Raw genomic sequence first — 13411 nt, 5'->3', positions numbered from 1 at the left:
AATCGAATGGCTTTTTCTCACTGTAAATTTGTTAAATGGATTCACTCTATCCAGAGCCAAAACATTTTAATCAACTAACGGTCTCCCAATGAGATTTGTATATCGGCTTTTTGGTATTACAAGATGTAATATGATCCCACCTGGGCCAATTCGGTTTGAGGTTTGTCCTCATATATTTTATTATCATCCAACATCTGGCAAAGATCGCGTTCAATTGTCCTGCAGATTGTTGTGGTTGGGGTATCGGTAGGTTTGTTTTCAAAAGGATCCTGCAGGTGAACGGCCATTTTTTCTACCAATAGAAAGAATGCCGCAATGGCAACTACCAACGGAACTTCCATGTATCCAAAGTATTCAATCAGGCCAAAAGGCAACAATACAATGAATAAATGGATCGACATGTTGATATACTTACTATAAGTAACAGGGAAAACGGTGTTTTTTATCCTTTCCGATCCACCCATGTGGTTACATAAACCTGTTATCGTTTTGTCGATTTCTATCTGCTGGTATTTATTGATCCAGCCCTCCTGGAGTGCTCTTTTTAAATCCATCGCGTGCAATTCCAATATGGTTGCCGTTACATTTTTACGCTTTTTAATAAAAGCAATTTCTTCTGCAGAAATATACTCTTCCAAACCTTTTCGCGGATTAAAACCCCTTAGCGATTGACTTAACGCATAACACCAGGCAATCTGCCGTTTAATAAACCTGGCCTTAAATTCCTCTACTTCGTCTAAACCATAAGGATTTTCAACGAACGACAATATCTGGCGGGAGAGGGTTCTCGAATCGTTAACTATGGCGCCCCAAAGAATCCTTGCCTCCCACCATCTATCGTATGCCTGGTTAGACCGGAATGCCAGTAAAAGTGAAATAATGGTACCCAATAATGCAGGTACCGCAACAGGTATGGAAATCCGTGTGACATGAAAATTTTCATACAACACTACAATACCTATCGAGTAACCTATTACAAATAGGAGTTCTTTTTTGATCTTTCCGAATATATAAGTGAGCGGAATATTATTTCGTAACAGCATGATATAAAGTTTAAATGTGATAATTAAGCGTTTGCTTCCTGCAATTGCGCTTCGTGTATTTTGGTGTTGATTAAATTTTCACTGGCGTGAACGGTTAAAGTATTTAACTGGATTACTTCGCAGCCTGCACGTTCGGTCAAAATTTTTGGGTCGATGCTATATTTGTTGATTGGCTTAAAATTGTATTCCTTTAAGTAGGCAATACGTTCTACATCAAAGGCTTCGATAAAATTTTTAAAGGCCGCCACTGTACTGCCATAAAAATATTCGATACCAATGGTATTGATCTGCGTAGGATATTTTGCTTTCACCTGGTTTAACTGTTGATAAAATTCGTCGCTCACATTTTCGTAATCACGGCTGCGGCGACTCAACATTAACATATCGGTAATAGAATCTGATAGTTTAAAGGCATGCACAAAAATGATATTTACTGTTTCATTTTGTTGGTGCTGAACAAGCGCATCAATAATTTTAATGCTCTCTAATTTAAAATCGGTAGGAACTAATACTGTTTTCATGCTATTCTTGTTTAAATGAATTGAAATATTATTTATACAAGTTTAGCGCGATGTTATTATAGCGAAATAAGAGCGAGATTAAAATGAGATTAGAGTGTACTCTTTTTTGGAGTATTTGGTTAACTGTTTTAATTGGTTAACTGTGCTGTGCGATTGTTTGATCACAGTTGACCATTAACTTTTAGCAGGTAATAAAACCTTGATCTCCGTACCAACCCCTTCCTGCGATTTAATGGCAATGCTGCCTCTGTGCAGGCGGATAATATTTAAGGAGAGGGGTAGGCCAACACCATAACCTTTAAAATCGTTTGTGTTCGATGCGCGGTAAAAGGGCTCAAAGATGTGCTGGATATCGGTTTGTGGAATACCAATACCGCGATCGGTTACAGCGATTGAAAGCATATTGGCGTTGCTTTCGATACTGATGCTCACCAGGTTTTCATTCGAATACTTACAGGCATTGCTTACAATATTGCTAATGGCCAGTTTAATCAGATTTTTATTAACCTTTAACGAAAGCAATTCTTCATTGTCGGGAAGTTTGCTGAAATCGATCTCTATTTTACTGTTGGGATGTACCTGGTTAACCGATTCTTTAATTTCCCAGAGCAATTCGTCCATACGTACTTCTTCCCAGGGCTGGTTTTTTCCATTAAAACCCGATTGCGCCAATCCCAATAAACTGGTTAGGATATGTTCCAGCCTTTCTGCTTCATCTTTGATTTTAGACAGGGCTTTCTCCTGTTTGGAGGTATCGTCAATGGTTTTCATCGCCAGTTCAACTTCGCCGCTAATGATGGTTAAAGGTGTTCTTAATTCGTGTGAAGCATTGCTGATAAAGTTATTCTGTGTTTCGAAAGCCGTTTCCAAACGGTTTAGCATATTGTTAAAGGTTTGGGCCAGTTGCGACATTTCATCGTTTCCTTCCTTCACATCCAATCTAAGGTGTAAATTTTCTGCCTTTATTTTTTTTACGCTTTTAATTATATTCCTCAGTGGCATTAACATGTAATTGGAAAATTTCCAGCCCACGATGAAGGATAAGATAACAGAAAGAAAAAAACCAATGATCAGGATTCTTTGCAGGTCTTTGAGTTCCCTGAAACCAAAAGGATCGTTCGCAGAAACAATAACGATATATCCAGAATTGTTATTTTTGAAATATTTGCCGGCGTAAAAGTGGTTTTCTACCCGGTAACGTGCCATATAACCCGCCTTGATGCGGTTATAAAAGCTGGCAGGCAATTCACGGTCGACCTTTTCGGGAGCTTTGCCAGCCTCTACAATAAATTCTTTTTCAGAGGGCAAGCGCTCCAGGTATTGGTTACGCATCTTTGCATATACCTTATTGTTGCCATCTTCGTAAAGTTTAATCTGGGCCGCAATATTAACCCTGGCCTCTAAGCGTTTATAAAAATCTTCAAAAGCGAAGTCGTTAGAAAAATACCATACAAAACCACTTAATAAGGAGATAATAATTGCCGATAAAATGGCAAAAAGTAAAGTGATTTTCTTGGCTATCTGCATCTATTTTTCTTTTAATATATAACCTAAACCTACTGCGGTATGAATGAGTTTTTGATCGGAATTCTTATCTATTTTTTTTCGGAGATAATTTACATACACATCAACTACATTGGTGCCGAGGTTAAAATCGATATCCCAAACATTTTCGAGAATATCTATCCGTGATAAAATTTTGGATTTGTTTTTCGCCATATACTCGAGCAGGCGGTATTCGGTAGCCGTAAGTACAATTTCCTGCTGATTGCGCTTTACCGTTTTAGCACTTAAATTGATCTGTAAATCGGCTATGCTGATGATCTGATCCTGAGAAACTACACCATGATAGCGTCTCAATAACATCCTGATCCTGGCGAAAAGCTCGGCAAATTTAAAGGGTTTGATCAGGTAATCATCTGCACCATTATCCAGGCCATTTACCACATTCTCGGTGGTGCCTAAAGCGGTAAGCATGATTATCGGGGTGTTCGGTTTCTGCTCTTTGATGATTTTGCAGAGTTCCAACCCATTTATTCCAGGCAGCATAATATCGAGTATAATCAGGTCGAACTGATTTTCTAAAGCCATCTGTTTTCCGATCGAACCATCCGGGGCAATACTCACCGTAAAACCCTCATCAGTTAATCCCCTCGAAATTACAGATACAACACTCGGTTCATCTTCTACAAGTAATAAATTCATTTGTTGGCAAGTAATCTAAAAAATAAGGAATTACAAAATCTTAATTTGCAATTAAGCGGTTTTTAATGCTTTTTAACGTAAAGCCGACACAATTGTTTGGATTAGTGTAAATTGCTGCATAAAAAAACCTCCCAAAAAGAGAGGTTAGTTATATTTAACCATAGAGGAAACAGAGGGGGGCATAGCGCACGCAAAGGTTTTTTCTCCTACTGTTACATCAGGCTAGCAACTTCGAACTTCCATCATCCATCACATTCCATCATTAACGGTGCCTAAACGCCTTTTTCCGATTTTTCCTTCAAAGACTTTAATCCGTTTTCGAAATCTTTGCCAATCATTTTATCCATAAACAGGCAAAACCATTTATTTATTATTCCTTTACTTTCGCCGCTCATGGTCCAGATTACTTTATTGCCAGTAGCGTCTTTTTCTATATCAAAACGGGTGTCTGCCACACTTTCCATAGGTTTGATGAATTTTAATTCCATATCAACCATTTGATTGGTTTCAACCTTATTGATTTTCATTTGTCCGGTACCACTTTTTTCTCCATTCCACTGGTATAAGTGACCAGGCTGGGCGATAGTTCCCGTAATGGTTACTTTAGCTTGTGGATCCATTTTTGACCAGGCGTTCCATTTGTAAAATTCATTATAATCCGCAATGTTTTTATAGATTACACTGTCTGGCGCATTAATGGTTATTGTCCGGTTAACAGAATAACTTTTTGGCAAAAAGAAACTGCCTGCAATAATAATTATTGCCAGTACGACAATAATGCTTAGTAAGATTTTGAGAAATTTCATAATTCAATTTAGTTTGGTTAACTAAATTTAAAAAGAAAGCGGTTTAAATCAAAGTGAAATTGTATTAAACAATTTTGATTTTAGGTGGAGGAGAATTGATCTTAAAATGCATTAAATCAGCAATAGATTGGGCTTTTTGCTTCATCAGTTCTGCATTCGGACCAGTAAACAAATCATCAACGGTTTGGAAGAAAAGATTTTTCCATATATTAAATTGCCCGCTTTGCAATGGTGTTTTTTTGTTCAATGCAAAATGGCTAAGCATGGGATTGCCCTTGTAAATTGCTTTTCCGAAAAGGATGCTTTCCCAGAAATCGTACATTTTGGGCAGGTGGTGCGCCCAATCTACTTTAGCAACATCGGTAAATACCGGGCCAATCTGTTGATTAAGCACCACACTTTTGTAAAACGTATCCACTAAAAGGATAATATCATTCCTGTCGCTGATGTCGTTTTTCATCGCCTTATCTTATTTATAAAGTCTTAAAACCATTTTGTCGTAATTGATAACGGCTCTATACTGCATCAAAATATCGCCGCCAATAATGCTCATGATAGGCGGATAGCCAAACTGTTGGTAGGTTTCGCTCACCGATTGCAGATCGAAAGCCACTGTTTCGTAGTTCTTGATTTTTAGCGATCCGATTTTGAGTTCAGGGATGGTGGCCTGAATGGTGGTTGTTGTGGTAAAAAGGGTAGCCGCATTAATCTCATCAGACACCTGCAGCGTTTCGGACAGGTGTTGTTCGATCAATGATTTATCGAAAACGCTCCGCGATGCCCCGGTATCCAAAACAGCGAAATGTTTTTCCTTAAAAACAACAACTTCCACTAAAAGGTGGTAGCCATCATCCTGTAGGTTGATCAGTTTAAGCGGGATGGAAATTGATCTCATTGTTTTTATTTATCACTAAGGGCCCTTCGGCTGCGCTTAGGTTGACAACTTATTTAGATTTGTAAAAAAAATAGCCACAGAGACACGGAAATACACGGATGATCAATCTATTCCGTGTTTCTGTGTTTCCATGGCAAAAAAATGCTCGTATGCTTTCGTGGCAAAATTACCCCCCGTATTAAACCAATTTCATTTCTGCCAGCACACTGTTCATGTTCCTTACGGCATCGGCACTTTTATTAAATGCTGTTTGCTCCTCATCGGTTAGTTTAAAATCGATAATTTTTTCCCAGCCGCTGCGGCCGATAATTACGGGTACGCCTAAGCAGATATCTTGTTGTCCGTATTCGCCTTCAAGAGAAACACAGCAGGTAAAGAGTTTTTTCTCGTCGCGTAAAATGGCTTCAACCAATGCCGCACCTGCTGCCCCTGGCGCATACCAGGCGGAGGTTCCGATCAGTCCGGTTAAGGTAGCGCCACCAACCATGGTATCGGCCGCAACCTTATCAAGTGTAGCTTTATCCAATAAATTGCTTACCGGTAAACTTTGGTAAGTGGCTAAACGGGTTAATGGAATCATAGTGGTATCGCCATGACCACCGATTACAAAGCCCTGTAAATCGTTCGGGTTGCAGTTTAAAGCCTGGGATAAATAAAATTTAAATCGGGAGCTATCTAGTGTTCCGCCCATACCGATAATTCGGTTTTTAGGCAGGCCTAATGATTTTAAGGCCAGATAAGTCATGGTATCCATCGGATTACTGATCACGATGAAGATGGCCTCCGGCGAGAATTTTAAAATATTTTCGGCAACACCTTTAACAATCCCAGCGTTAATGCCGATCAGTTCTTCGCGGGTCATTCCCGGTTTGCGGGGTAATCCTGAAGTAATCACCACCACATCCGAGCCAGCGGTTTTGCTGTAATCGCCTGTAACGCCGGTAATTTTGGTGTCGAAACCCAAAAGGGTTGCGGTTTGCATCATATCGATGGCTTTACCTTCGGCAAAGCCCTCTTTAATATCTAACAGGACAAGTTCGTTCGCCAATTCTTTGCGGGCAATATTATCTGCACAAGTGGCACCAACTGCGCCTGCGCCAACAACCGTTACTTTCATATATTTTATTTTAATGGTTTGCTATCGTTAAATACTAATCGAAGGTAGAAATAAATATAAGGTTTAAAAATCCTTTTCAAAACTTTATCATCATCCATTTTGATGATTTGTAAAAGCATGATTTAAGATTGTATCCATAGCAATTGATATTGGAGTAATCGCAATTGATTCATCCGGAGGCGCAATTGATACTTGAACGTTCGCAATCGATACTGAAACTTACACAATCGATACTGGAGCGTTTACAATTGATACTGGAAGGGACGCAATCGATACTGGAGCGTTCGCAATTGATACTGGAAAGGACGCAATCGATACTGGAGCGTTTGCAATTGATACTGGAAGGGACGCAATCGATGCTGTACGCTTAACATTCAATACTGGCGGGGAAACATTGGATACTGTATGCTGACCAATTGACAGTGTAAGCGAAACAATCAACACTGTATATACAACAATCGATAGTTGGAGACAAACTTAGCTTCATCATAATTAAAACTTTATTTCGGAAATGAAGGTTATCTATTAAAGTAAAACCCTATGGAAAATAAACCCGTTTCAGCAATCGATTATAAAGCCTTTGAAGGTAAATGGTATTCTTTATATTCTATCCCGACATTAATGGATAAACATTGGAAACAAACCACCGAAACCTATACGCTGGCTGATGATGATCATTTTGATGTGTATACCACCTACCATAAGGAAGGAAAGACTGAGGAAAAATCGATCACTTCGAAACTGTTTTTTGAGAAAGATAAACCCGATGGCGATATGAAAGCCCAGTTTTTGTGGCCGTTTAAAATCGGTTACTGGATTATCGAACTGGCCGATGATTATAGTTATGTTGTGGTGGGGCATCCCGACGAAAAATACCTGTTTATTATGGCCCGCGAGACCAAAATGGAAGCCGATTTATTGGTAGATATTATTGAAAGATGCAGGGAAAAAGGATATGATGTGAGTGAATTGGTGAGCCAGGAGCATTTTTAGCAGATTTCAGTTGGCGGTTTTAAGGTTATAGTACCTGTCTGTAAAGCATTTGTTATCCTGAGGGATAATTTATTTTATAAAAATCAATATGAACAACAGGAGATATTAATGGAGATAAATCCCTTCATAGTATCGTCATTTCGAGAAGGCTTTTTCAGCCGACAGCCTGCCCCGACCCTTCGGGGAAGCAATCTTTCTGGTAAGGATCGCTAGCAGGAGAGATTGCTTTCCCGAAACTTCGGGATTCCTACTCGCATCCGATAGCTATCGGATGACGACCGCTCTAATAGACTCTGTCAATGGTAGCACAGCGAATAATCTCATTGTTAATTTATATTGATTATTTCTCGAAAATTTACGTTCAGTTTTTCATAGGTTCTTCAGTCCCGCTCTCTGCTAAATTTCGATGAATTCTGTGAAATAAGGAAGCACACAATAAAAAATAAATTGTAGAGCTTAATCGGAATACCGCTTCCGATCGGGTTTATTTACCATGGATAGTAGCACAGACTGAGCCACCTAAACCCGACCAATTGAAAAAGCCCTCAAAACGAGTAATCCCGGTTCATCGGTACGGACTTTTAACGGGGGCGGGGCTAAACACGGCTATAAAGTTTTTCAAATCAAAGTTTAAGGTTTCTCTTTATCTTCCACGATCTCCCATTTGTTAAAGATAGTCCTTAGTCCGACTCTTTTTTCTTCATCATAAGAAGTAAGGCTTACCACGCCGTCTTTTGCTTCCAATACAAGTTCGGTAGGGCTTTTATTTCCGTCCTGTTGTAAAATGTATCCTTTATAATAAGCTTTGCCGGAAGTCATCTTTTTGCTGAAAGAACATTCAATACTTTCAATCTGTGTTTCGAACGAAACTTGTTCCTGGTCCGGTGGAGTGCTCTCTATAGTAATCATCTTTGTAGTAGGGTTAATTGTTACTACTGTTGGCGCGGTTACTTCTTCACCATTTGGCCCTAGCAATTTACTGGCGGTATATTTAATGGTCTGGTTACAAATTTCGCTTTCTGCTTTTTGCTCAACTGGGGTGGTTTGGTTTAAAATGAAACTGCTCGCAATCAGAAAAATGCTAAAGAGCACAATAAGTTTATTAAAATTAGTTATCATAAAATGATCAATTTAGATACGCTAAAATAGCATTTATCTTGAAACTATCGTCCTCGTTTGTAACGAGGATGGAAGAGAAAAGCGATTTTATCGCTCTTAATAAATTATTCAAACCAATCAGGTTGTTGGAACCCGATAGGTTTGTTTATCGTATTTTGTTGATAAAATGATGACAGCATGAGCCTGCAAATTCCTTATTTTTGAAGAACCGTTATTATTCTACAACGGTTAATTCTTTGCGCACAATATGTACTTAATTTTTGATACTGAAACCACTGGTTTGCCACGTAATTATAACGCACCCATTACCGATACGGATAATTGGCCGCGTTGTATACAGATTGCCTGGCAACTGCACGATGAGATGGGGAGATTGGTTGAACATCAGGATTATCTGGTTAAACCAGAGGGGTTTAATATCCCGTATGATGCAGAAAGGATCCATGGTATTTCTACCGAACTGGCTGCCGAACAAGGCATCGGCTTTGACGAAATGCTGTCTAAATTTAATGAAGTTTTAAACAAAGCCAAATTTATTGTAGGACAGAATGTTGGCTTTGATGTGAACATTATGGGCTGTGAGTTTCACCGCTTTGGGATGGCCAACCGCTTAGCAGAGATGCCCGTTTTGGATACCTGTACCGAGGTTACCGCACAACTTTTACAATTACCCGGAGGTAGGGGTGGAAGGTTTAAACTGCCAACCTTGACCGAACTGCACTCTTATTTGTTTGGCGTTCCTTTTAACGAAGCCCACAATGCTACGGCCGATGTGGAAGCAACTACACGTTGTTTCCTGGAATTGGTAAAAAGAGAGGTTTTCAAAAAAGAAGAATTACAGGTAGATGTAGAATATTTTCCACGTTTTAGAGAGGTAAATCCAGCTACGATTGAAGGTGTTGGCTTAAAACACATCAATTTAAAAGCTGCATCGGACGAAATCCGCAAACGTTTACAAAAAGCAGAGAGTGGAGGTATTTCCAAACAGGAACTTGCCGGAAATAAACAAGAGCTTGCTGCAGCAACTTTTGTGCATTTACATAACCATACCCAATTTTCGGTGCTGCAAAGTACCATTAGTATTCCTGATCTGGTAAAGGCAGCAGCAGCACAAAAGATGCCGGCAGTAGCCATGACCGATCATGCAAATATGATGGGGGCTTTTCATTTTGTAAATAACGTTTTAAATCATAACAAAGCCGCCGAAGCAAAAAATGCGGCTGCCATTGAAGCGGGCGAACGCCCCACTGAAGTGGTAATGACCCCAATTGTTGGGGTCGAGTTTTTTGTGTGTAATAACCACCTCGACCGTACCGCAAAAGATAACGGCTACCAGATGGTGCTTTTGGCCAAGAATAAAAAGGGCTACCACAATTTAGCCAAAATGTCATCTATCGCTTATACGAAAGGCTTTTATTATGTGCCACGTATTGATCGGGCTGTAATCGAACAGTATAAAGATGATATTATTGTTTTATCGGGTAACCTTTCTGGTGAGATTTCGAACAAGCTCCTAAACATGGGTGAAACCCAGGCGGAAGAGGCTTTGATCTGGTGGAAAAACATATTTGGCGACGATTTCTATGTGGAGGTGATGCGCCACAATCAGGAAGATGAAGACCGTGTAAACGAGTCGCTGGTTGCTTTGGCTCGTAAACATACCGTTAAACTGGTGGCCACTAATAACACCTATTACATTAACAAAAAGGATGCGAACGCGCACGATATTTTGCTTTGTGTAAAAGATGGCGAAAAACAGGCTACACCAATTGGCCGTGGCAGGGGTTACCGTTATGGTTTGCCCAATCAGGAATACTATTTCAAATCTGGCGATGAAATGAAGGCACTTTTCGCCGATTTGCCAGAGGCGATTGTAAATATTAAGGAAATTGTAGATAAAATCGAAATCTACAAACTTGCCCGTGAAGTTCTCTTACCTAAATTCGATATCCCGGAAGAATTTTTAGTGGCAGAAGATGAAGCCGATGGTGGAAAACGTGGGGAGAATAAATTTTTACGCCACCTTACTTACGAGGGGGCTAAGAAACGTTATGGTGTTTTAACCCCCGAGGTGATCGAACGTTTGGATTTCGAATTGCAGACCATCGAGAAAACGGGTTACCCGGGATACTTTTTGATTGTACAGGATTTTATTGCCGAAGCCCGCCGCAGGGATGTATCAGTAGGGCCCGGCAGGGGTTCTGCCGCCGGTTCGGTGGTGGCTTATTGTTTGTGGATTACCAATATTGATCCGATTAAATACGATCTGCTTTTTGAGCGTTTTTTAAATCCCGATCGTGTATCCATGCCCGATATTGATATCGATTTTGATGATGAGGGCCGTGGCCGTGTAATGGAATACGTAATTAATAAATACGGTTCCAGTCAGGTGGCGCAGATCATCACTTATGGTACCATGGCGGCCAAATCATCCATCCGCGATACCGCTAGGGTGTTGGATTTACCACTTTTCGAGGCGGATAAAATTGCCAAGCTGATTCCGAACATGAAGCTGGCAAAAATCTTTAATCTGGATGAGAAAACGCTAAAAGAATCGCTCCGCCCTGACGAATATGAGCGTGTGTTAGAGTTGAAAAACCTTGGCGCATTAAAAGATTTAAGTGCAGAAACCATTCAGCAGGCGCAAATTTTAGAGGGATCATTACGGAATACCGGGATCCATGCCTGTGGCGTAATTATTACACCAAGCGACATTACCAATTTCGTTCCGGTTTCTACCGCTAAGGATTCTGATTTATATGTAACCCAGTTTGATAACTCGGTTGTAGAAAGTGCCGGTTTATTAAAGATGGACTTTTTGGGTTTAAAAACCCTTACGCTGATTAAAGATACTGTTAAACTGGTTAAAAAAAGGTTTGGTATCGATCTTGATCCTGATACTTTTCCTATTGATGATACGCTTACTTACGAGCTTTTCCAGCGGGGCGAAACCATCGGGATTTTCCAATATGAGAGTCCTGGTATGCAGAAATACATGAAGGAACTTAAACCAACGGTTTTCGACGATTTAATTGCAATGAATGCATTATACCGTCCGGGGCCGATGGAGTATATTCCAACTTTCGTTCGACGTAAAAATGGAGAAGAGGAAATCAAGTACGATTTAGATGCCTGCGAAGAGTATTTAAAGGAAACTTACGGGATTACCGTTTATCAGGAGCAGGTAATGCTTTTGTCGCAGAAACTGGCTGGTTTTACCAAAGGTGAGGCCGACGTTTTGCGTAAGGCAATGGGTAAGAAACAAAAAGAGGTTCTCGATAAAATGAAACCAAAGTTTGTGAAACAAGCGGCCGAGAAAGGTCATGATGCCACAATTTTAGAAAAAATATGGAAAGATTGGGAAGCCTTTGCAGCCTATGCTTTCAACAAATCTCACTCTACCTGTTATGCCTGGATTGCTTATCAAACGGCATATTTAAAGGCACATTATCCGGCCGAGTATATGGCTGCGGTACTATCAAACAACATGAGTGATATTAAACAGGTCGCTTTCTTTATGGAAGAATGCCGCCAGATGAGTGTAACCGTATTAGGTCCCGATGTAAACGAATCCGATCTCAAATTCTCTGTAAATGCCAAAGGCGAAGTCCGTTTCGGGATGTCGGCCGTAAAAGGTGTGGGCGAAAAAGCAGTAGAAAGTATTATTGAAGAAAGATTAACCAATGGACATTATGGTAGCGTTTATGATTTCGCCAAGCGATCGAACACCCGTATTGTAAATAAAAAAGCTTACGAGAGTTTTGTATATAGTGGTGCTTTCGATGCTTTTGGAGGTCACAGGGCACAGTATTTCTACATTGGCCCGAACGATAAAATGAATGGTATTGAGAAGATTATTAAATATGCCAACGATTTTCAGAACAATGAGAGCACCTCGCAAGCTTCGTTGTTTGGCGGTTCCAAAGCCGATTTAATTTTAGAACCAAGTTTGCCTGTTTCGCCAGAATGGGCTTTAATGGACCGGTTGAAATATGAAAAAGATGCCATCGGAATTTTTCTATCCGGTCACCCTTTAGATAATTATAAACTGGAACTCGACAAGTTCTGTACACACGGGGTTCGGCAACTGAGTATCATTAATAAGGTGCGCATGGGCGACAACAACGAAGAGGTTTTGGCCGAATTTGAGAAGCTGAAAAACCGTGAACTCTGCGTTGGCGGGTTGGTGGTAACCGCATCACAACGGATTACCAAAACGGGTAAACCTTTTGGTACCTTCGTTTTCGAAGATTATGATGATGCCAGTGAAATGGCCTTGTTTGGAGAGGACTTTTTGAAGTTTAAATCCTTTTTAACGGAAGGGTATTTCTTACAGATCAGGGGAAGGGTTGGCGAACGTTTTGGTAAAGCCGGCGATTGGGAATTTAAGATCACAGCAATCAACCTCATGTCGGAACTAAGGGATAAACTGGCCAAAAGTTTAACTATTCAGGTGCCTATAGAACGTGTTAATGATCAATTGATGCGCGAAATTGAAGCCATATTAGCAGACAATAAGGCAAACTCTGAGCAGCAGAACTGCCATCTTAACTTTGCTATTTTTGATCGCGAAAAAGAGATTATGTTAGATATGCCCTCTAAAAACCTTAAAATAAACCCGAACAATAAGTTTTTGGAACAATTGCTTGGATTGAATGTTGTAAACTACAAGTTGAACTAAGATTTGGCGCTTAGCGATAAGCGTTTAGCTT

At 40.1% G+C, this 13411-nt stretch carries 12 protein-coding genes; 3 read left to right on the top strand and 9 right to left on the bottom strand.

All coding sequences use genetic code 11. From position 1 onward, the window contains the following. Window positions 1-116 precede the first annotated feature (116 nt). From AC04Q1_RS12665 to mdh, 8 genes are all read right to left on the bottom strand, one after another. Window positions 117-1043 (bottom strand): bestrophin family protein, encoded by a 927-nt coding sequence (locus tag AC04Q1_RS12665; RefSeq protein ID WP_478364965.1) that lies wholly within the window; start codon window positions 1041-1043, stop codon window positions 117-119. Window positions 1044-1066: 23 nt separating this feature from the next. Then, entirely contained in the window at window positions 1067-1564 is a 498-nt protein-coding gene (locus tag AC04Q1_RS12660; RefSeq protein WP_478364964.1) for a hypothetical protein, read from the bottom strand. Between the two features lie 174 nt (window positions 1565-1738). Further along, window positions 1739-3091, bottom strand: a complete 1353-nt coding sequence (locus AC04Q1_RS12655; protein ID WP_478364963.1) for a sensor histidine kinase — start codon at window positions 3089-3091, stop codon at window positions 1739-1741. Next, window positions 3092-3769 (bottom strand): response regulator transcription factor, encoded by a 678-nt coding sequence (locus AC04Q1_RS12650; RefSeq protein ID WP_478364962.1) that lies wholly within the window; start codon window positions 3767-3769, stop codon window positions 3092-3094. A 272-nt stretch (window positions 3770-4041) separates the two neighbouring features. After that, window positions 4042-4575 carry an SRPBCC family protein gene (locus AC04Q1_RS12645; protein WP_478364961.1) on the bottom strand — a complete coding sequence of 178 codons (534 nt, stop codon included), beginning with the start codon at window positions 4573-4575 and terminating at the stop codon, window positions 4042-4044. A gap of 64 nt (window positions 4576-4639) precedes the next feature. Then, window positions 4640-5035, bottom strand: a complete 396-nt coding sequence (locus AC04Q1_RS12640) for a group III truncated hemoglobin (protein ID WP_478364960.1) — start codon at window positions 5033-5035, stop codon at window positions 4640-4642. A gap of 9 nt (window positions 5036-5044) precedes the next feature. Continuing rightward, window positions 5045-5470, bottom strand: a complete 426-nt coding sequence (locus AC04Q1_RS12635; protein WP_478364959.1) for an aspartyl protease family protein — start codon at window positions 5468-5470, stop codon at window positions 5045-5047. 178 nt (window positions 5471-5648) lie between these two features. Beyond that, a complete protein-coding gene (gene mdh, locus AC04Q1_RS12630) occupies window positions 5649-6587 on the bottom strand; it encodes a malate dehydrogenase (RefSeq protein WP_478364958.1) in 939 nt (312 codons plus the stop codon). Between the two features lie 164 nt (window positions 6588-6751). On the opposite strand from mdh, the gene AC04Q1_RS12625 reads away from it, so the two are divergent. Both AC04Q1_RS12625 and AC04Q1_RS12620 read left to right on the top strand, forming a co-directional pair. After that, window positions 6752-6958, top strand: coding sequence for a hypothetical protein (locus tag AC04Q1_RS12625; RefSeq protein ID WP_478364957.1), 207 nt, complete (start codon window positions 6752-6754; stop codon window positions 6956-6958). A 169-nt stretch (window positions 6959-7127) separates the two neighbouring features. Next, entirely contained in the window at window positions 7128-7580 is a 453-nt protein-coding gene (locus AC04Q1_RS12620) for a lipocalin family protein (protein ID WP_478364956.1), read from the top strand. Between the two features lie 630 nt (window positions 7581-8210). Here AC04Q1_RS12620 and AC04Q1_RS12615 read toward each other — a convergent pair. Further along, window positions 8211-8699: a hypothetical protein gene (locus tag AC04Q1_RS12615; RefSeq protein ID WP_478364955.1), complete on the bottom strand. Its 489-nt coding sequence runs from the start codon at window positions 8697-8699 to the stop codon at window positions 8211-8213. A gap of 247 nt (window positions 8700-8946) precedes the next feature. On the opposite strand from AC04Q1_RS12615, the gene dnaE reads away from it, so the two are divergent. Continuing rightward, window positions 8947-13380: a DNA polymerase III subunit alpha gene (gene dnaE / locus AC04Q1_RS12610; protein WP_478364954.1), complete on the top strand. Its 4434-nt coding sequence runs from the start codon at window positions 8947-8949 to the stop codon at window positions 13378-13380. Window positions 13381-13411: the final 31 nt, after the last annotated feature.

This window comes from Pedobacter humicola (genome assembly GCF_056490705.1).
The sequence above is the reverse complement of the archived record's forward strand: the minus strand, read 5'-3'. Positions and strand labels throughout refer to the sequence as shown.